17 protein-coding genes are annotated in these 18,653 nt (G+C 68.4%); 7 read left to right on the top strand and 10 right to left on the bottom strand.

Annotated features, from left to right (window positions below; all coding sequences use genetic code 11):
• Positions 1–152: 152 nt before the first annotated feature.
• Together A6B37_RS09620 and A6B37_RS09615 are read left to right on the top strand one after the other, a co-directional pair.
• Positions 153–731: a TetR/AcrR family transcriptional regulator gene (locus tag A6B37_RS09620; RefSeq protein WP_102773617.1), complete on the top strand. Its 579-nt coding sequence runs from the start codon at positions 153–155 to the stop codon at positions 729–731.
• Positions 732–883: 152 nt separating this feature from the next.
• Entirely contained in the window at positions 884–2,440 is a 1,557-nt protein-coding gene (locus A6B37_RS09615) for an acetolactate synthase large subunit (protein WP_102773616.1), read from the top strand.
• Here the strand turns inward: A6B37_RS09615 and A6B37_RS09610 are convergent.
• The 8 genes from A6B37_RS09610 to A6B37_RS09575 all read right to left on the bottom strand — a co-directional run bounded on the left by A6B37_RS09610 (position 2,437) and on the right by A6B37_RS09575 (position 9,986).
• Positions 2,437–3,147, bottom strand: coding sequence for an ABC transporter ATP-binding protein (locus A6B37_RS09610; RefSeq protein WP_102773615.1), 711 nt, complete (start codon positions 3,145–3,147; stop codon positions 2,437–2,439). The genes A6B37_RS09615 and A6B37_RS09610 overlap by 4 nt on opposite strands.
• Positions 3,144–3,911, bottom strand: coding sequence for an ABC transporter ATP-binding protein (locus tag A6B37_RS09605; RefSeq protein WP_102773614.1), 768 nt, complete (start codon positions 3,909–3,911; stop codon positions 3,144–3,146). Before A6B37_RS09605 ends, A6B37_RS09610 begins: the two co-directional genes overlap by 4 nt.
• Positions 3,904–4,959 carry a branched-chain amino acid ABC transporter permease gene (locus tag A6B37_RS09600; protein WP_111825621.1) on the bottom strand — a complete coding sequence of 352 codons (1,056 nt, stop codon included), beginning with the start codon at positions 4,957–4,959 and terminating at the stop codon, positions 3,904–3,906. The genes A6B37_RS09605 and A6B37_RS09600 overlap by 8 nt, the downstream gene beginning before the upstream one ends.
• Positions 4,960–4,961: 2 nt before the next feature.
• Entirely contained in the window at positions 4,962–5,843 is an 882-nt protein-coding gene (locus A6B37_RS09595) for a branched-chain amino acid ABC transporter permease (RefSeq protein ID WP_111825620.1), read from the bottom strand.
• Between the two features lie 33 nt (positions 5,844–5,876).
• Positions 5,877–7,037 carry an ABC transporter substrate-binding protein gene (locus A6B37_RS09590; RefSeq protein WP_102773611.1) on the bottom strand — a complete coding sequence of 387 codons (1,161 nt, stop codon included), beginning with the start codon at positions 7,035–7,037 and terminating at the stop codon, positions 5,877–5,879.
• 37 nt (positions 7,038–7,074) lie between these two features.
• Positions 7,075–7,890, bottom strand: coding sequence for an alpha/beta hydrolase (locus A6B37_RS09585; protein ID WP_111825619.1), 816 nt, complete (start codon positions 7,888–7,890; stop codon positions 7,075–7,077).
• On the bottom strand, positions 7,887–9,446 hold the full coding sequence (locus tag A6B37_RS09580) for a benzoate-CoA ligase family protein (RefSeq protein ID WP_111825618.1): 1,560 nt from the start codon (positions 9,444–9,446) through the stop codon (positions 7,887–7,889). Before A6B37_RS09580 ends, A6B37_RS09585 begins: the two co-directional genes overlap by 4 nt.
• Before the next feature lie 69 nt (positions 9,447–9,515).
• Positions 9,516–9,986 (bottom strand): DUF4863 family protein, encoded by a 471-nt coding sequence (locus tag A6B37_RS09575; protein ID WP_102773608.1) that lies wholly within the window; start codon positions 9,984–9,986, stop codon positions 9,516–9,518.
• Positions 9,987–10,167: 181 nt separating this feature from the next.
• On the opposite strand from A6B37_RS09575, the gene A6B37_RS09570 reads away from it, so the two are divergent.
• The 5 genes from A6B37_RS09570 to A6B37_RS09550 all read left to right on the top strand — a co-directional run bounded on the left by A6B37_RS09570 (position 10,168) and on the right by A6B37_RS09550 (position 16,196).
• Positions 10,168–11,076 carry a helix-turn-helix transcriptional regulator gene (locus A6B37_RS09570; protein ID WP_102773607.1) on the top strand — a complete coding sequence of 303 codons (909 nt, stop codon included), beginning with the start codon at positions 10,168–10,170 and terminating at the stop codon, positions 11,074–11,076.
• 140 nt (positions 11,077–11,216) lie between these two features.
• Complete coding sequence (boxC, locus tag A6B37_RS09565; RefSeq protein ID WP_111825617.1) at positions 11,217–12,875, top strand: 2,3-epoxybenzoyl-CoA dihydrolase; 1,659 nt, start codon at positions 11,217–11,219, stop codon at positions 12,873–12,875.
• A 54-nt stretch (positions 12,876–12,929) separates the two neighbouring features.
• Positions 12,930–14,357 carry a benzoyl-CoA 2,3-epoxidase subunit BoxB gene (boxB, locus tag A6B37_RS09560; protein ID WP_111825616.1) on the top strand — a complete coding sequence of 476 codons (1,428 nt, stop codon included), beginning with the start codon at positions 12,930–12,932 and terminating at the stop codon, positions 14,355–14,357.
• A 54-nt stretch (positions 14,358–14,411) separates the two neighbouring features.
• Positions 14,412–15,653, top strand: coding sequence for a benzoyl-CoA 2,3-epoxidase subunit BoxA (gene boxA, locus A6B37_RS09555; protein WP_111825615.1), 1,242 nt, complete (start codon positions 14,412–14,414; stop codon positions 15,651–15,653).
• Positions 15,654–15,752: 99 nt separating this feature from the next.
• Positions 15,753–16,196, top strand: coding sequence for a MaoC family dehydratase (locus A6B37_RS09550; RefSeq protein ID WP_102773603.1), 444 nt, complete (start codon positions 15,753–15,755; stop codon positions 16,194–16,196).
• Positions 16,197–16,299: 103 nt separating this feature from the next.
• Here the strand turns inward: A6B37_RS09550 and A6B37_RS09545 are convergent, their stop codons facing one another.
• Together A6B37_RS09545 and A6B37_RS09540 are read right to left on the bottom strand one after the other, a co-directional pair.
• Positions 16,300–17,289, bottom strand: coding sequence for a TRAP transporter substrate-binding protein (locus tag A6B37_RS09545; RefSeq protein WP_111825614.1), 990 nt, complete (start codon positions 17,287–17,289; stop codon positions 16,300–16,302).
• Between the two features lie 150 nt (positions 17,290–17,439).
• Positions 17,440–18,633 (bottom strand): acyl-CoA dehydrogenase, encoded by a 1,194-nt coding sequence (locus tag A6B37_RS09540; protein WP_102773601.1) that lies wholly within the window; start codon positions 18,631–18,633, stop codon positions 17,440–17,442.
• Positions 18,634–18,653: the final 20 nt, after the last annotated feature.

The following is an 18,653-nucleotide window of genomic DNA, read 5'->3' as shown; positions in this document are numbered from 1 at the left end:
TTTGGTACTGAAATCTATGTTTCGGTACCGATTTGAAATGACAAACGGTACTGTGTCAATATTGTTGGTACCAAAACAGGGGGCTCCCGGACTAGGTGTTTTACCTAGGCGTCGTAGAATGCCCCCTCTCATCCACAGGCAAGCGGCGATACATGGCGAAACGACGTACCGACGAGGTTTTCATCAAGGAACTGACCGCGTTGCTGATCGTCGAGGGCGTGTCCGCGCTGACCATTGCCGACATTGCGCAGCGCATGCAGTGCTCGCGCCGGCGTCTTTACGAAATCGCGCCCACCAAGGAAGAGCTGTTCGTCAATATTTGCCGGCAGGTGCTGCAGGGCAACCTGGAGAAAGGGTTTGCCGCCGCGCGCGAGCAGGCCGACGGCGCCAGGGCGATCGCGGCCTATCTGCACGCGACGCTGAACGCATCCGGCCTGAGCAAGGCGGCCCTGACCGACCTGGACGCGACCGAGAGCGGCCGCGCGGTGTTCGACGCCTATCAATTGGCGCGGGTGCGCGGGCTGGAGTCCATGATCGAAGAGGGCGTGCGCCAGGGACTGCTGGCGCCGCACAATCCGCGCGTGCTGTCGGAAGCCATCCTGGGCGCGGCGCACCGCCTGAGGAACCAGCGGTTTCTGGAGGAAACCGGCCTGACGATCGGCGCGGCCTTCGCCGAGTTCTACGAAGTCGTGCTCAACGGCCTGCTGGCCAGGCCGCCGGCCGGCACGTGATTCCGGACAGCGGAAATTGACCGCCGAACCGGGAATGGTTCCATCCGTTCGCGCCGAGATGGCCCTATCGCGTTCGGGCCAGGCTTCCTATCATGCCAACTATCCGGGCGCGCCGCCGCGCCCGCACCGCCCAGAAATTATCAGGAGACACGATGAACGGCGCTGACAGCCTTTGCGACACCTTGCTTGCGAACGACGTGGACGTTTGCTTCGCCAACCCGGGCACCTCGGAGATGCACTTCGTGGCGGCGCTGGACCGCAAGCCCCGGATGCGCTGCGTGCTGGGCCTGTTCGAGGGCGTGGTGACCGGCGCGGCCGACGGCTACGCGCGCATGGCCGACAAGCCGGCCGCGACCCTGCTGCACCTGGGACCGGGGCTGGGCAACGGCCTGGCCAACCTGCACAACGCCAAGCGCGCGCGCACGCCGATGGTGAACATCGTGGGCGACCACGCCACCTATCACGTCCAGTACGACGCGCCGCTGACCAGCGACGTCGAGGGCGTGGCGCGGCCGATGTCGCACTGGGTCAAGCGCACGCTGACGGCCGGCGCGCTGTCGGCCGACGCGGCCGAGGCCGTGGGCGTGGCGCGCCAGGCGCCGGGCAACGTGGCCACGCTGATCCTGCCGGCCGATACGGCCTGGACCGAGCTGCCGGAAAACACGCCGCCGGTGCTGGCGCCGCGCACGGCGCCGGCGCAGACGTCGGCGCAGGCGGTGCGCGCGGCCGCCGCCGCGATCCGCTCGGGCGAAAACGTGACGCTGATGCTGGGCGGGGCCGCGCTGCGCGAACGCGCGTTGAACGCCGCCGGCCGTATCGCGCGCGCCACCGGCGTGCGCCTGATGTCGGAAACCTCGAACCGCCGCGTCGAGCGCGGCGGCTCGCGCACGCCGGTCGAGCGCCTGCCCTATGTGATCGACCTGGCGGTGTCCAAGCTCAAGGACGTGCGGCATCTGGTGCTGGTCGGCGCGCGGGCGCCGGTGGGCTTTTTCGCCTATCCGGGCAAGCCCAGCCTGCTGGCGCCGGCCGACTGCAACCAGGTGGTGCTGGCTTCGGCCGAACAGGACCTGGCGCACGCGCTGGAATGGCTGGCCGACGAACTCGGCATCGCCGCCGACGCACCGCGCCTGGCGCCGCCGGCCGCGGCCTACGAGGTGCCGCAGTCCGGCCGCCTGACCGGGGCGGCGGTGAACATCCTCATCGCGCATACCTTGCCGGAACAGGCCATCGTCTGCGACGAGTCCATCACGCAGGGCCGCGAATTCCCGATCTACAGCGCCAGCAGCGCGCCGCACGACTGGCTCGTGCTGACCGGCGGGGCCATCGGCATCGGGCTGCCCCTGGCGACCGGCGCGGCCGTGGCCTGCCCGGACCGCAAGGTCGTCACGCTGCAGGCCGACGGCAGCGGCATGTACACGCTGCAGGCCCTGTGGACCCAGGCGCGCGAGAACCTCGATTGCCTGACGGTGATCCTGGCCAACCGCTCCTACGCCACGCTGCATGGCGAAATGAAGAAGGTCGGCGTGGAGGAGCCCGGCCGCAACGCCCGCCGCATGCTGGACCTGCAGGAGCCCCACCTGGACTGGACGCACCTGGCGCGCGGCATGGGCGTGGAGGCGGTGAGCGTGGACACCGTGGAAGGCTTCGCGCGCGCGCTGCAGGAAGGCCTGAAGCGCCGCGGCCCGTTCCTGATCGAAGCGGTGATCTAGACGCCCAGGTGGCGGGTGAGCTGCTCCGGTTCGCGCGCCAGCGCGGCGCTGTCGCCGTCGCGCACGATCAGGCCTTTTTCCATGACCAGGCAGCGGTCGGTGTGCGCCAGCACCGCGCGGTAGTTGCGGTCCACGATCAGCGTGGACATGCCGCTGGCGCGGATCTGGCGGATGATCTTCCAGATCTCGGCCACGATCAGCGGCGCCAGGCCCTCGGTGGCTTCGTCCAGGATCAGCAGTTCGGGATTGGTCATCAGCGCGCGGCCGATGGCCAGCATCTGCTGCTCGCCGCCCGACAACTGCTGCCCGCCGTGTCCGAGGCGCTCCTGCAGCCGCGGAAAAGTGTCCAGCACGCGCGCGTAGTTCCAGTCCTGGCGGCCGCGCCTGCCGGGACGCGCCGCGACCTGCAGGTTTTCGCGCACGTTGAGGTTGGGGAAGATGCCGCGTCCTTCCGGCACGTAGGCCACGCCCAGCCGGGCGATGGCGTGCGGCTGGGCGCGGGTGCAGTCGCGGCCGTCGACGCGCACGCTGCCCTGCGCGCATCTGACCTGCCCGACCAGGCTGCGTATCAGAGTGGTCTTGCCCATGCCGTTGCGGCCCACCAGCCCGACGGACTCGCCGGGCGCGATATGCATGTCGACCCCGCGCAGCACGTGGCTGGCGCCGTAGTAGACGTGCAGGCCGCCGGCTTCGATCAGCGTGTTCATCGTCCGGCTCCGGCGTCGGCGTCCTCGCCCAGGTAGGCGGTGCGCACTTCGGGGTTGGCGCGGATCTCCTGCGGCGTGCCGCTGGCGATGGCGCTGCCGTTGACCATCACGGTAATGGTCTCGGCCACGCGGAAGACCGCGTCCATGTCGTGCTCGACCAGCAGGATGGCGTGGCCGGACTTGAGCGTCTGCAACAGCGCCAGGATGCGGTCGGTTTCCTCCGGCCCCATGCCGGCCAGCGGCTCGTCCAGCAGCAGCACCTGGGGCTCGCCCGCCAGGCACATGGCGATTTCGAGCTGGCGCTTGCGGCCGTGCGGCAGCAGCCCGGCCGCGCGCGGCGCGTCGTCGGCCAGCCCGGTGCAATCGAGCGCGTGGCGCGCCAGTTCGGCGCTGCGGCGGCAGTCGGAGGCCGGCCGCCACCAGCGCCAGAACCGCTGCCGGCGCGCCTGCGCGGCGAGCCGGCAGTTCTCCAGCACGCTCAGCTCCGGAAAGATGGTCGAGCGCTGGTAGCTGCGGCCCAGGCCGGCGCGCGCCCGCTCGGGCTGGCGCCAGGCGGTGACGTCGCGCCCGTCCAGCATGACCTGGCCGCTGCTGGGCGCCAGTTCGCCCGACAGGATGTTGATCAGCGTGGACTTGCCGGCGCCGTTGGTGCCGATGACGGCATGGACCTGGCCGCGCCGCAGGCCCAGCGAGACGCCGTTGACCGCGGTGAGGCCGCCGAAGCGGCGCGTGACGGCGCTGGCGGCGAGCAGGACTTCAGACATGGGGCTCTCCCTGTATGGGCAGGCGCGCCGGCGGCGCCGGACGGCCGGGCGTGGCGGCTTCCGGTCTGGGAACGGCGCCGGCGGCGCGCGCCTGGCGGCGTTGGCGCAATTGCGCCGGCAGGCCGGCCAGCCCGTCGGGCAGCAGCGCCACCAGCGCGATGATGGCCAGGCCCAGCGGCAGGTGCCAGTGGCTGGCGTAGTCGCCGAAGATCGCCTGGGACTGGAACAGTTCCTGCAGCAGCACCAGCGCCACGGTGCCCAGCACCGCGCCGCCCAGGCTGGCCATGCCGCCCAGGATCACCATCAGCAGCACCAGCCCGGACTGCTCCCAGGCCAGCAGCTCGGGCGTGACGAAGCCGTCCTTGAGCGCGAACAGAAAGCCGGCCAGGCTGGCCAGCGCCGCGCCCACCACATAGGCGGTGAGTTTGTACGGATAGGTCGAATAGCCGGCCGCGCGCATGCGTTGCTCGTTGATGCGGATGCCGGCCAGCGCGGCGCCGAAGGCCGAGCGCCGCAGCAGGGCCAGAAAGCCCCAGACCAGCGCCAGGCAGGCCAGCACGAAGAAGTAGAACGTGCGGGCCTCGCCCAGGTCCAAGGGCATCCAGCCGGCCACCGACAGTTCGGGCCGGAAGTACAGATAGATGCCGTCGCTGCCGCCGCCCACGTCGGTATCGTGGAACACGTAGTAGGCCATCTGCGAGAACGCCAGCGTGACCATGATGAAGTACACGCCGCGCGTGCGCAGCGCCAGCGCGCCGGTGACCGCGGCATAGCTTGCAGCCGCCAGCACCGCGGCCGGCAGCAGCCACCACAGGCTGGCCGCCTCCGACTCGGGCGACAGCAGCGCCGCGGTGTACGCGCCGATGCCGAAGAAGGCGGCATGCCCCAGGCTGACCAGTCCCGCGCCGCCCACCAGCAGCTGCAGGCTGAGCGCGAAGATGGCGTAGATCATGAGCTTGACCGCCAGGCCGGTGTAGTAGTCGCTGCCGCTCCAGGCGAAGGCCGCCAGCGCCAGCAGGGTCAGGGCGGGTAGGAATCGGTTCAACATATTCAGCCCTGCCTGAACAGCCCTTCGGGCTTGCATAGAAGAATGAACGCCATCAGCAGGTACACCAGCACGCCAGCCGCGGACGGGAACAGCACCTGCCCGAAGGTCTCGACCACCCCGACCAGCATCGCGGCCAGGAAGGCGCCGCGCACCGAGCCGATGCCGCCGATCACCACGACCACGAAGCACACGATCAGCACGCCGTTGCCCATGCCGGGATAGACGGAAGAGACCGGCGCGGCGATGCTGCCGGCCAGCGCCGCCAGCGCCACGCCGGCCGCGAACACCAGCCGGTACAGGCGGTTGACGTCGATGCCCAGCGAGGCGGTCATTTCGCGGTTGCTGGAGCCGGCGCGCAGCATCATGCCCAGCCGGGTGCGCGCGATCACCCAGTACAGCAGCAGCGCCACCGCGATGCCGACCGCCGAGATGAACAGCCGGTACACCGGATACGTCATGACGCCGCCCAGCGGGATGCTGCCCTGCAGCCACGCGGGCAGCGGCACGCCGTGCACGTCGTTGCCCACCAGGATGCTGCGCAGCTCCTCGAAGACCAGGATCAGGCCGTAGGTCATCAGCACCTGCTGCAGGTGGTTGCGCCGGTACAGATAGCTGAAGAAGGCGGCTTCCAGCAGATAGCCCAGCACGGCGGCGGCCACGACGCAGACCGCCAGCGTGGCGAGGAAGCCGCCGCCCAGCCAGCGGTCGACCGCCGGCCCGAGCGCGAACGCCATGTAGGCGCCGATCATGTAGAAGCTGCCGTGGGCCAGATTGATGATGCCCATGATGCCGAAGATCAGCGTCAGGCCGCTGGCCACCAGGAACAGCAGCAAGCCGTACTGGAACGCGTTCAGGCTCTGGATGAGCAGGATGCCGATGTCCATGGGGCCTCCCTGTGGCCGGTGCGCGTTGCGGGATCAGAGCTTGCAGCCGCGGGCCGGATCGGCCAGCTTGGGCACGGCGACCTCCACGACCTTGTTCTCCATCCCGTCGACGCGGCGCAGGTAGATGTCCTGCACCGGGTTGCCGGCCGCCGACAGGGTGAAGGCGCCGCGCGGGCTGTCCACGGTGGCCCCGCGCATGGCCTTGCGGAAGGCTTCTTTCTTGCCGAAATCGCCGTTCACCGCGGCCAGGCCCGACTGCATCAGCTGGGCCGCGTCGTAGCCCTGTACGGCATAGACGTCGGGCTGCATCTTGTAGGCCTTGGCGTAGTCGGCGCGGAAGGCGTTGTCGCGCGGCGTGTTCAGGCCGTCGGCATAGTGCAGCGTGGTGAGCAGGCCCTGGGCCGACTCGCCCTGGGCCTGCAGCGTGCCGTCGGTGAGAAAGCCCGAACCGTACAGCGGGATGGTCTTGCCCAGGCCCGCGGCATGGTAGTCCTGCACGAACTTCACCGCGCCGCCGCCGGCGAAGAAGGTGAACACCATGTCGGGCTTGAGCGCCGCGATCTCGGTCAGGAGCGGCTGGAACTCGACGTTGGGAAACGGCAGGCTCAGTTCCTTGACCACCTTGCCGCCGGCCTTCTCGAAGCCTTCCTTGAAGCCGCCGATGGCCTCGTCGCCGGCCGCGTATTTCCAGGTGATGGTGACGGCCGTCTTGTGGCCCTTGGCGTAGGCCACCGGCCCCATCGCGTAGGCCGGCTGCCAGTTGGTGAACGAGGTGCGGAAAATGCCCGGACTGCACAGCGGGCCGGTGATGGCGTTGGCCCCGGCGTTGGTGACGATCAGCGTGGTGTCGCTGTCCTTGGCGGCCTTGGCCAGCGCCATCGCCACGCCCGAGTGCACGGTGCCGATCAGCACGTCGACCTTGTCGCGCTTGATCAGGCGGTTGGCGTTCTCGGCGGCCTTGGCCGGATTGGACTCGTCGTCCACCTTGAAATACTCGATCTCGCGTCCGCCCAGCTTGCCCCCTTGTTCGCCGACGTACAGCCTGAAGCCGTTCTCGATGGCGTTGCCAAGCGCGGCGTAGGTGCCGCTGTAGGGCAGCATGAAGCCGACCTTGATCTTGTCGGCCGCCTGGGCGCCGCCGGCTGCGAGCATCAGGGCCGCGGCGAGCGCGGTCCGGGTCAGGGCGTGGTTCATGGTGAGTCTCCGTGCTTTGTTATGGGCCGACGCGGGGTCAGCGGGGTTGTTCCAGTCCGCCGACGAAACCGGCGACGGCCGGGGTGACGCGGGCGGGCTGGTCCTTGTGCGGCGAGTGGCCGCAGTCCGGTATCTCCAGCAGTTCGGTCTGGGGCGCGAGGCGGCGGATGCCGCGGATCTGCGCGAGCGTGCCGTACTCGTCGTCCAGGCCCTGGATGGCCAGCACCGGACAGGCGATGCGCGACAGGTAGGGTTCCAGGTTCCAGGCGCGGAAGGCGGGATCGAGCCAGATGTCGTTCCAGCCCCAGAACGCCGAATCGGCGTGCGCGTGATGGCGGCCCAGCCGGGCCGGCAGGTCCGTCTCCAGATAGGCGCGGCGCGCCTGCGCGATGCTGGCCACCGAGACGTCCTCGACGAAGATGTGCGGGGCGGCCGCCACCACGCCGGCCACGGCGTCCGGGTGCATGGCCGCGTACAGCAGCGCGATCGAGCCGCCGTCGCTATGGCCGTAAAGCACCGGCCGGTCGCGCCGCGCGTCCACGTCCAGCGCGCGGAGCAGGGCGGGCAGCACCTCGCGCGCCTGGTCGTGCATGAATTCCAGCGGCCATTTTTCCTGCGCGGGCCGCGGCGTGGAGCGCCCATAGCCCGGACGCGAATACACCAGCCCGCGGCAGCCGCAGGCTTCGCACAGCTGGCGCGGCCAGTCCTTCCACATGGAGACCGACCCCAGGCCTTCGTGCAGGAAGACCAGCAGCGGCGCGTCCGGGCGGGCGGCGGCGATCCACTGGTATTCCAGGCGCAGGTCGCGGCCCAGCGCGTGGATGTCGGCGCAGGCGATTGCGTCGGGATTCATAGCGACGCCTCGGCCAGCTGCCGCAGGCGGAAGCGCTGGATCTTGCCGGTGGCGGTCTTGGGCAGCTCGTCGGTGAAGTCGATGCGGCGCGGGTACTTGAAGGGCGCCAGGTGCTGCTTGACGTAGGTCTGCAGCGCGGCGCCGGTGCTGGCGTCGGGCTGGAAGCCGGGGCGCAGCACCACGTAGGCGCGCGTCTTGACCAGCCCGTCGTGGTCCGGCACGCCGATCACCGCGGCCTCCAGCACGGCCTCGTGCTGCACCAGGATGTTCTCCACCTCCACCGGCGAGACGTACTGGCCGCTGACCTTGATCATGTCGTCGCTGCGCCCGGCATAGGTGTAGTAGCCGTCGGCGTCGCAGGTGTATTTGTCGCCGCTCTTGAGCCAGTCGCCCAGGAAGCACTGGCGCGTCTTGTCGCGGTTGTTCCAGTACATCAGGGCCGCGCTGGGACCCTTGATGTACAGGTCGCCGATGGCGCCGGCAGGCACCGGCGCGCCGCTGTCGTCGCGCAGTTGTACTTCATAGCCGGGCACCGGCTTGCCGGTGGTGCCGTAGCGCAGCTGCCCGGCCTGGTTGGAAATGAAGATGTGCAGCATTTCCGTCGAGCCGATGCCGTCCAGGATGTCGCAGCCGAAATGGCGCGTGAAGCGTTCGCCGATGTCGCGCGGCAGCGCTTCGCCCGCCGAGGTACAGATGCGCAGCGCGACCTGTTCGCGCGCCGGCAGGTCCGGCGCGGCCAGCATGCTGGCGTAGAGCGTGGGCACGCCGTAGAACACGGTGGGGCGGTGGCGCGTCAGGCGCTGGAACACCGCCTGCGGCGTGGGGCGTTCGCTCATCAGGATGACGGTCGCGCCCACCGACAGCGGGAAGGTCAGGCCATTGCCCAGGCCGTAGGCGAAGAACAGCTTGGCCGCCGAGAACACCACGTCGTCTTCGCGGATGCCGAGCACCGGCTTGGCGTAGAGCTCGGCCGTATGCCACAGGTTGCCGTGGGTGTGGACCACGCCCTTGGGCTTGCCGGTGGAGCCGGACGAATACAGCCAGAACGCGATCTCGTCGGACAGCGTGCGCACGGCCGGCGCCAGCGGCGCGGCCGCCAGCAGCGCCTCGAATTCATGCGCGCCGGCGGGCAAGGGGCCGGCCGGCTGCGACACCACCACGTGCTCCACCTCGGCGCCGGCCTGCTTGATCGCGGCCTGCACGGTGGGCAGCAGCGCGCCGGAGACGAACACCGCGCGCACCCGGCTGTGGCCGATGATGTAGGCGTAGTCGTCCGCGGTCAGCAGGGTGTTGACCGCCACCGGCACCACGCCGGCGTGCAGCGCGCCCAGGAACACCACGGGCCAGTCCGCCGTGTCCTGCATCAGCAGCAGGACGCGTTCCTCGCGGCGCAGGCCCAGGCCGCGCAGGGCGCCGCCCAGGCGCGCCACGCGCTCGGCCAGCTCGCCGTAGCTGAGCTGGCGGTGGTCGTCGATATAGGCGGGCTTGGCGGCGCGCGCAGCGTTCAATGCCGCCAGGTGGCTGGCGAAATTCAGTTCGGCGGGACAGGTGTTCACGGTTGTCTCCTGGTGTCCTGGTGGGCGGATGCCGCGCTCTTGTCTGTTTATTGGTCGGGAAGGGCGGCGCTAGCCGCGCGAGAACTCGATGGCGCCGCCCGGCAGCAGGTACAGCACCAGGGCGCGCCCGCCCGTCACGGTAGGGCTGTGCGCGCTGCCGGGGCCGTAGACCAGCCAGCCGGCGCCGTGGCCGTCGAAGCGGGCGCCTTCGGTCAGCGGCATGATCATGTCGATCTCGCCGTTGGGATGCGCATGGTGGGGACCGGCCAGGTCGTCCATGTCCACCACGTCGACCGAGCAGTCGGCCAGGTCGGGGGCGGGCTTGATCACGCGGCCGTAGCGGATGCCGCCGCCCTCGCGCGAGCACATCCAGCCGTCGGCCACGCCTTGCCGGCAGGCCGCGAAGATATCCTGGTACAGCGCGCTGTGGGGGCCGGCCTCGCGGTTCAGCCGGGCCTGCAGCCCGGCGTCCAGTTGCTGGCCGGCGGCCAGGCGCGCGACGTCGCGCATCAGGGCATGGAATCGATCTGGCGTGGTCACCGGGGCTCCTCCTTTACACTTATCGGCGCTTTTCGAAGCGGATGAATTCCACTGCTGTTTTTTTGCATCTGACCGGCAGTTGAATTCACTTGAGTGAAAAATAGTGCTTCCATTGATAATGGTCAAGCACTATAGTGCACAAAACAATGACTATCAGGGTTTTTGCGGAGCCAGCCAGAACATGAATCAAGCGCTAGACGCGGCGCCATCCGAACCCCGGCGCGAGGCTTTTCTCGTGGCGCTGGGAGAGCGGGTGCGCCGACTGCGGGCCATACGCGGGATGACCCGCAAGAGCCTGTCGCAGGTCACGGGCGTGTCCGAGCGCCACCTGGCCAATCTGGAGCACGGGGTGGGCAACGCCTCCATCCTGGTGCTGCTGCAGATCGCGCGGGCCTTCAACTGCGCGCTGGCCGAGCTGGTCGGCGACGTGACCACGGAATCGCCGGACTGGCTGCTGATCCGGGAGCTGCTCAGCGGCCGCACCGAATCCGACCTGCAGCGCGCGCGCGAGGCGCTGACGCAGCTGTTCGGCGTGGGCGCGGGCGCGCAGCGCCCCAACCGCACCCAGCGCGTGGCGCTGATCGGGCTGCGCGGCGCGGGCAAGTCCACGCTGGGCCAGATGCTGGCCGACGACCTGGGCTATCCCTTCGTCGAGCTGAACCGCGAGATCGAGCGCGTGGCCGGCTGCAGCATCCTGGAGATCCACAACCTGTACGGCCCCAACGCCTACCGCCGCTACGAACGGCGCGCGCTGGAAGAGGCGGTGCAGATCTACCCCGAAATGGTGCTGGCCACGCCGGGCGGGCTGGTCTCGGAGCCGGCCACCCTGAACCTGCTGCTGGCGCACTGTTATACGGTGTGGCTGCGCGCCACGCCCGAGGAACACATGGGCCGCGTCATGGCGCAGGGCGACTTCCGGCCCATGTCCGGCAACAACGAGGCCATGGCCGACCTCAAGCGCATCCTGGCCGGGCGCGAGGCCTTCTACGCCAAGGCCGATCTCACCTGGGTCACCAGCAACCTGGACGTGAAGGAGAGCTTCGCGGGGCTGCGCACGCAGGTGCGCAAGGCCTGCGGTCTGCCGTTGTAGGCCCGGGGGCGGGTGGACTCGCCCGGAACCGGAATTTTTTTGCATGTCCCCGCTTGACGGGGATTTTTTTTGCCCTTAATCTGCATAATAATTCATGTTGTGCAGTATTTTTCCTGTCTAGGCGTGCAAGGAGACACACGATGAGCAGCACTCTCAACTGGGTAGATTTCCGGACCGATCCCGGCCAGTACCGTCATTGGCGCCTGAGCTACGACGGCCCGGTTGCCACGCTGGCCATGGACGTGGCCGAAGACGGCGGCCTGCGCCCCGGCTACAAGCTCAAGTTGAATTCCTACGACCTGGGCGTCGACATCGAACTGCACGATGCGCTGCAGCGCATCCGCTTCGAGCACCCCGAAGTGCGCAGCGTGGTGGTCACCAGCATGAAGGAACGCATCTTCTGTTCGGGCGCCAACATCTTCATGTTGGGCCTGTCCTCGCATGCCTGGAAGGTGAACTTCTGCAAGTTCACCAACGAAACCCGCAACGGCATCGAGGACTCCAGCCGCCACAGCGGCCTGAAGTTCATCGCCGCGCTCAACGGCGCCTGCGCCGGCGGCGGCTACGAGCTGGCGCTGGCCTGCGACGAAATCATGCTGGTCGACGACCGCTCCTCTTCCGTGGCGCTGCCCGAAGTGCCGCTGCTGGGCGTGCTGCCCGGCACCGGCGGACTGACCCGCGTGACCGACAAGCGCAAGGTGCGCCACGACCATGCCGACATTTTCTGCACCCTGGTCGAAGGCGTGCGCGGCCAGCGCGCCAAGGACTGGCGGCTGGTGGACGAGGTGGTCAAGCCCGCCCGTTTCGAGCAGGCCGTGCGCGAACGCGCGCAAGCCCTGGCGCAGGGCAGCGACCGCCCGGCCGATGCGCAGGGCGTCGCGCTGACGCCGCTGCACCGCGAGGAAAGCGCCGATGGCCTGTCCTACCGCTACGTCGACGTGCGTATCGACCGCGACAAGCGCCTGGCCGTCTGGACCGTGCGCGCGCCCGAGGGCGACGCACCCGTGGAAATCGCCGATATCCTGGCGGCCGGCGCGGCCTGGTGGCCGCTGCAGATGGCGCGCGAACTGGACGACGCCATCCTGTCCATGCGCACCAACGAACTGGACATCGGCACCTGGGTCTTCAAGACCGAGGGCGACGCCGACCGCGTCCTGGCCGCCGACGCCGCGCTGGAACGCCATGCGGACCACTGGTTCGTGCGCGAAACCGCCGGCATGCTGCGCCGCACGCTGGCGCGCCTGGACGTGACCTCGCGCAGCCTGTTCGCGCTGATCGAGCCCGGCTCGTGCTTTGCCGGCACGCTGCTGGAGCTGGCGCTGGCCGCGGACCGCAGCTACATGCTGGACGACGAGGAAGCGGCCGCGCCGGCGCGCATCGTGGTGGGCGCCGGCAATTTCGGCGCCTATCCCATGGTCAGCGGGCAAAGCCGCCTGCAGCGGCGCTTCCACGAGGAAGCCGCCCCGCTGGAGGCGGTGCGCGAGCGCGCGGGCCAGCCGCTGGCGGCCGCCGACGCGCTGGAACTGGGCCTGGTGACCTACGCGCCCGACAGCATCGACTGGGACGACGAAGTGCGGATGATGCTGGAAGAGCGCCGCGCCCTGTCGCCCGACGCGCTGACCGGCCTGGAAGCCAACCTGCGCTTCGGCGCCAAGGAAACCATGGAGACCCGGATCTTCGGCCGCCTGACGGCGTGGCAGAACTGGATCTTCAACCGTCCGAATGCAGCCGGCGAGAAAGGCGCGCTCAAGCTGTACGGCAAGGGCGAGCAGGCCGCCTTCGACTGGAACCGGGTCTGAACGGCCCGGCGACGCCGCGCCGCGCGGCCCCCACTTCAAGAACAGGAGCGAGACATGTCCGGCATCAACTACACCGATAAGATCCCCAACAACGTCAATCTGTCCGGCGACCGCACGCTGCAGCGCGCGCTGGAACACTGGCAGCCCAATTATCTGCAATGGTGGCAGGACATGGGCCCGGACGGCTCGCACGGTTTCGACGTCTACCTGCGCACGGCGGTCAGCGTGCAGCCCGACGGCTGGGCCCATTTCGACCACGTGCGCATGCCGGACTACCGCTGGGGCATCTTCCTGACGCCGCAGGACGGCCAGCGCAAGATCCATTTCGGCGAGAACATGGGGCGCGACGCCTGGCAGGACGTGCCCGGCGAACACCGCGCCAACCTGCGCCGCATCATCGTCACGCAGGGCGACACCGAACCGGCCTCGATCGAGCAGCAGCGCCACCTGGGGCTGACCGCTCCGTCGCAGTACGACCTGCGCAACCTGTTCCAGATCAACGTCGAGGAAGGCCGCCACCTGTGGGCCATGGTCTACCTGCTGCATCGCTACTTCGGCCGCGACGGCCGCGAAGAGGCCGACGCGCTGCTGCAGCGCAGCTCGGGCGACGCCGACAATCCGCGCATCCTGGGCGCGTTCAACGAAAAAACGCCGGACTGGCTGGCGTTCTACATGTTCACCTACTTCACCGACCGCGACGGCAAGTTCCAGCTGTGCGCGCTGGCCGAATCCGGCTTCGACCCGCTGGCGCGCACCACCAAGTTCATGCTGACCGAAGAGGCCCACCACATGTTCGTGGGCGAATCGGGCATCTCGCGCGTCATCCAGCGCACCTGCGAAGTGATGAACCAGTTGAAGACCGACGACCCCGCCAGCGTGCGCGCGGCCGGCGTGATCGACCTGCCCACCATCCAGCGCTACCTGAACTTCCACTACAGCGTCACCATCGACCTGTTCGGCGCGGACCAGTCCTCCAACGCCGCCATCTTCTACAGCTCGGGCCTGAAGGGCCGCTACGAAGAAAGCAAGCGCACCGACGACCACCAGCTCAAGAACGACACCTACCGCGTGCTGACCGTGGACAACGGCAAACTGCAGGAAGTCGAAGTGCCCATGCTCAACGCGCTGAACGAAGTGCTGCGCGACGACTTCATCCGCGATTCCGTGGCCGGCATCGGACGCTGGAACAAGGTCATCGAGAAAAGCGGGATCCCGTTCCGTCTGCAGGTGCCGCACAAGGCCTTCAACCGCCAGATCGGCACGCTGGCCGGCATCCGCATGTCGCCCGAAGGCGAACTGCTGTCCGAGGCCCAGTGGCAGGCCCACAGCCACAAGTGGCTGCCCAGCGCCGAGGACCGCGCCTTCGTCGCCTCGCTGATGGGGCGCGTCACCGAGCCGGGCAAGTTCGCCAACTGGATCGCGCCGCCGGTCATGGGCATCAACCGCCAGCCGGTGAATTTCGAGTACGTCCGTTTCAACTAAGACGGGGCGGCGGCCGCGCCGGCGGCCGCCTGCCGGAGCATGGGGAAGACCACGATGAACGCGCCCTTACCTGCAGAAGTCCTGAAGCAGCATCTCATCGATCCCGAGATCTGCATCCGCTGCAATACCTGCGAGGAAACCTGTCCGATCGACGCGATCACGCACGACGCCAACAACTACGTGGTGGACCCGGACATCTGCAACGGCTGCATGGCCTGCGTGCCGCCGTGCCCCACCGGCGCCATCGACAACTGGCACCTGGTGCTGCGGGCCGAGGCCTATTCCGTGCGCGACCAGCTGGGCTGGGAAGAGCTGCCCCAGCAGCAGGCGCTGGAGGCGACCGGGGCGGCCGCCGGCCAGGCCGACGCGGGTGCGGCCGAACCCGCCGCGGACGCGCCGCAGCCGGCCTATGTCACGCCGGGCGCGGCGGTGCCGCCGTGGTCCGCGGCCCATCCGTACGTCAACCTGTACACGCACAAGACCCCGATGACGGCCACCGTGGTCGGCAATTACCGGGTCACCGGCGCCGACACCGACAGCGACATCCACCATATCGTGCTGGATTTCGGCGAGCTGCCGTTCCCGGTGCTGGAAGGGCAGTCCATCGGCATCCTGCCGCCGGGCCTGGACGCCCAGGGCCGGCCGCACCACGCGCGCCAATACTCGCTGGCCAGCCCGCGCGACGGCGAGCGGGCCGGCTACAACAACCTCTCGCTGACGGTCAAGCGCGTCACCGAGGACCATGCCGGCGCGCCCGCCCACGGCGTCTGCTCCAACTACCTGTGCGACCTGGTCAAGAACGACAAGGTGCAGGTGATAGGGCCGTTCGGCAACACCTTCCTGATGCCCAACCACCCGCGCGCCAATCTCATCATGATCTGCACCGGCACCGGTTCGGCCCCCATGCGCGCCATGACCGAACGCTGCCGCCGGCGCATCGACTCCGGCGAGAACGGCAGGCTCATGCTGTTCTTCGGCGCGCGCACCGAGCGCGAACTGCCGTACTTCGGCCCCTTGATGAAACTGCCCTCCGACTTCATCGACATCAACCTGGCGCTGTCGCGCGAGGCCGGCCAGCCCAAGCGCTACGTGCAGGACCTGATCCGCGAGCGCGCCGACAAGGTGCTGGAGCTGCTGGCCGACCGCAACACCTGCATCTACGTCTGCGGCCTGAAAGGCATGGAAGTCGGCGTGCTGGACGCATTGCGCGACGTGACAGTGCAAGCGGGCCAGGATTGGTCTATCCTGCATGATGCGTTGCGCCGCGAGGGGCGGCTGCATTTCGAGACCTATTGAACGGCCGCGGCCCTGTGCATGGCCGCCCGCGGGTCGACATGCAAACAGGCAACGGCGCGCGCTGGCGCGCCGTTGGCTTTTTCGGGGGATAAACAAAACATGAAATTCGCCGATTTCAAAGACGGCATGCTCATCAAGGCCGGTCCGGTCACCGTGACGGAAGCGGAGATCCTGGAGTTCGCGCGCAAATACGATCCGCAATGGTTCCACACCGATCCCCAGCGCGCCTCGGCCGGGCGCTGGGGCGGCCTGATCGCGAGCGGCTGGCACACCTGCGCGCTGACCATGCGCATGGCCGTGGACGCGGCGCTGCACGACTCCGAATCGTTCGGTTCGCCAGGCCTGGGCGAAGTGCGCTGGCGCACCCCCGTGCGCCCCGGCGACACGCTGCGCCTGGAAGCGCGGGTGCAGGGCGCGCGCACCTCCTCGTCGCGCCCCGACCTGGGCATCATCACCTGGGCCTGGACGGTCTACAACCAGCACGACGAAGCCGTGCTGGAGCTGGATGCGACCAGCCTGTTCGACCTGTCGGGTGAGGATTAGGGGGGGCTGATGGGTTTCGCGCGTTCGGCATTCGTTTTCTTGTCCTAGGAATCTCGCGCTACACCCATCAGGCGCCCCCACCCGCCAATCTCCCGCCACACATCTACCGCTTCTTCCCGCCCTGCTTCAAAATCGCCGCGCCCTCCGGCCCGGCCTCGGCCTGCCACGTCTTCACCGAATCCGCCGCCGCGTCCTTCAAGGCCTTGCGCACCGGCAGCGGCACCGCGGTATTGATGGTCACGCCGTTCTTGCGCATGTTGGCGTAGTTCTGCTGCAGGCGGCCTTCGATCCGCTTCCATTGCTCGGTCTCGGTCTGCGCCGCCGCCTGGTCGATGGCGCGGCGTCCGCGCGCGTCCAGCTCCTGGTAGGCCCGCAGGTTCATCGTCGCGATGGAGATCGGCATGGCGTAGTTGATCTCGGCGAAATGCGGCAGGTATTGCCACAGCTTGCGGCCCGCGCCGCCGTCGCCGGACGACAGCACCGCGTTGATCTCGCCCGAGGCGATCCGCGGCATGGCGTCGGAGAACGAGATGTTCTGCGCCTGGGCGCCGGCCTTCTGCATCACGTTCTGCGACGTCGCGTCGTAGGTGCGGATGCTCAGCTTCTTCAGCGTCGCGACGCTGTCTATCTTCTGCTTGGACCAGATGCCCGAGGCTGGCCACGGCGTGGTGTAGAGCAGCTTCTGGCCATGCGCGGCCAGCAGCTTTTCATAGGCCGGACGGGCCGCCTTGTTCAGGTTGCGGGCCTTGGACAGCGAATCCGCCAGGAAGGGCAGGGACGAGACCCCGAACAAGGGATATTTGGTGGCCAGGGCGCCGGCGAACGCATCGCCGGCGTCGACTCTGCGGGCCTGCACCGCCTCGATCATTTCGGCCGATTTGATCTCCCTGGCCGCGTCGTAACTGACGTCTATGAGCACCTTGCCGGCGCTCTTGGCGCGCACCAGGTCGGCGAAGGTCGCCAGGCCCTGGCCGGGCATGGACGTGGCCGGATATTCGGTGGTCATCGTCAAGGTGGTGACGGCGTAGGCGCCATGGGCCATGAAAGCCATGGCGAAGCCCGCCGTCAGGCGGAGAAAGGAATAGCCTTGCATGCACGACTCCTGGCCGGTTGGGATCTGGCCGATCCCACAAAGCGTAAGGCTTGCGCAAGGGCGCGGCTATCCGGGCTTTCCTCTCCTCCAAAAAAAGGAAAAGGCCGTCCCGAAGGACGGCCTCTGCTCGCCGCGCGACGCGGCCGGCGATCAATAGAACGCCTGGATGCCGGTCTGCGCGCGGCCCAGGATCAGGGCGTGCACGTCGTGGGTGCCTTCGTAGGTGTTGACCACTTCGAGGTTCACCAGGTGGCGGGCCACGCCGAATTCATCGGAGATGCCGTTGCCGCCGAGCATGTCGCGCGCCAGGCGGGCGATGTCCAGGGCCTTGCCGCAGGAATTGCGCTTCATGATCGAGGTGATTTCCACCGCGGCGGTGCCTTCGTCCTTCATGCGGCCCAGGCGCAGGCAGCCTTGCAGCGCCAGCGTGATTTCGGTCTGCATGTCGGCCAGCTTCTTCTGGATCAGCTGGTTGGCGGCCAGCGGGCGGCCGAACTGCTTGCGGTCCAGGGTGTACTGGCGGGCGGTGTGCCAGCAGGCTTCGGCGGCGCCCACGGCGCCCCAGGCGATGCCGTAGCGGGCCGAGTTCAGGCAGGTGAACGGGCCCTTCAGACCGGACACGCCGGGCATCATCTGGTCGGCGGAAACTTCCACTTCGTCCATGACGATTTCGCCGGTGATCGAGGCGCGCAGGCCGACCTTGCCGTGGATGGCCGGGGCCGACAGGCCCTTCATGCCCTTTTCCAGGATGAAGCCGCGGATCTTGCCGTCGAAGTCGCCGCCCACGCACTTGGCCCACACCACGAAGACGTCGGCGATGGGCGAGTTGGTGATCCACATCTTGTTGCCGGTGAGCTTGTAGCCGTCGGCCGTCTTGACGGCGCGGGTTTCCATGCCGCCGGGGTCGGAGCCGTGGTTGGGCTCGGTCAGGCCGAAGCAGCCGATCCATTCGCCGCGGGCCAGCTTGGGCAGGTACTTCTGCTTTTGCGCTTCGCTGCCGAATTCATTGATCGGCACCATCACCAGCGACGACTGCACGCTCATCATGGAGCGGTAGCCGGAGTCGATGCGCTCGACTTCGCGGGCGATCAGGCCGTAGCTGACGTAGTTCAGGCCGGCGCCGCCGTATTCGGTTGGGATGGTGGCGCCCAGGAGGCCCAGTTCGCCCATTTCGGAGAAGATGGCCGGGTCGGTCTGTTCGTTGCGGAATGCGTTGAGCACGCGCGGAGCGAGCTTGTCCTGCGCATAGGCCTGGGCGGCGTCGCGCACCATGCGTTCTTCTTCGGTCAGTTGCTGGTCCAGCAACAGGGGGTCTTGCCAGTGAAACGAGGGATTCGAGGACATGCTGGGTCTCCGCTATGGAT

Origin of the sequence: Achromobacter sp. HZ01 (assembly GCF_003267925.1) — a bacterium.
GTDB lineage: Bacteria > Pseudomonadota > Gammaproteobacteria > Burkholderiales > Burkholderiaceae_B > Achromobacter > Achromobacter pulmonis_A.
This window is presented reverse-complemented; position numbering and strand designations above follow the sequence as displayed.

Coding starts and splice junctions, on each gene's coding strand:
- A6B37_RS09620 (WP_102773617.1), top strand. CDS start 153: ATGGCGAAACGACGTACCGACGAGGTTTTCATCAAGGAACTGACCGCG.
- A6B37_RS09615 (WP_102773616.1), top strand. CDS start 884: ATGAACGGCGCTGACAGCCTTTGCGACACCTTGCTTGCGAACGACGTG.
- A6B37_RS09610 (WP_102773615.1), bottom strand. CDS start 3,147: ATGAACACGCTGATCGAAGCCGGCGGCCTGCACGTCTACTACGGCGCC.
- A6B37_RS09605 (WP_102773614.1), bottom strand. CDS start 3,911: ATGTCTGAAGTCCTGCTCGCCGCCAGCGCCGTCACGCGCCGCTTCGGC.
- A6B37_RS09600 (WP_111825621.1), bottom strand. CDS start 4,959: ATGTTGAACCGATTCCTACCCGCCCTGACCCTGCTGGCGCTGGCGGCC.
- A6B37_RS09595 (WP_111825620.1), bottom strand. CDS start 5,843: ATGGACATCGGCATCCTGCTCATCCAGAGCCTGAACGCGTTCCAGTAC.
- A6B37_RS09590 (WP_102773611.1), bottom strand. CDS start 7,037: ATGAACCACGCCCTGACCCGGACCGCGCTCGCCGCGGCCCTGATGCTC.
- A6B37_RS09585 (WP_111825619.1), bottom strand. CDS start 7,890: ATGAATCCCGACGCAATCGCCTGCGCCGACATCCACGCGCTGGGCCGC.
- A6B37_RS09570 (WP_102773607.1), top strand. CDS start 10,168: ATGAATCAAGCGCTAGACGCGGCGCCATCCGAACCCCGGCGCGAGGCT.
- boxC (WP_111825617.1), top strand. CDS start 11,217: ATGAGCAGCACTCTCAACTGGGTAGATTTCCGGACCGATCCCGGCCAG.
- boxB (WP_111825616.1), top strand. CDS start 12,930: ATGTCCGGCATCAACTACACCGATAAGATCCCCAACAACGTCAATCTG.
- boxA (WP_111825615.1), top strand. CDS start 14,412: ATGAACGCGCCCTTACCTGCAGAAGTCCTGAAGCAGCATCTCATCGAT.
- A6B37_RS09550 (WP_102773603.1), top strand. CDS start 15,753: ATGAAATTCGCCGATTTCAAAGACGGCATGCTCATCAAGGCCGGTCCG.
- A6B37_RS09545 (WP_111825614.1), bottom strand. CDS start 17,289: ATGCAAGGCTATTCCTTTCTCCGCCTGACGGCGGGCTTCGCCATGGCT.
- A6B37_RS09540 (WP_102773601.1), bottom strand. CDS start 18,633: ATGTCCTCGAATCCCTCGTTTCACTGGCAAGACCCCCTGTTGCTGGAC.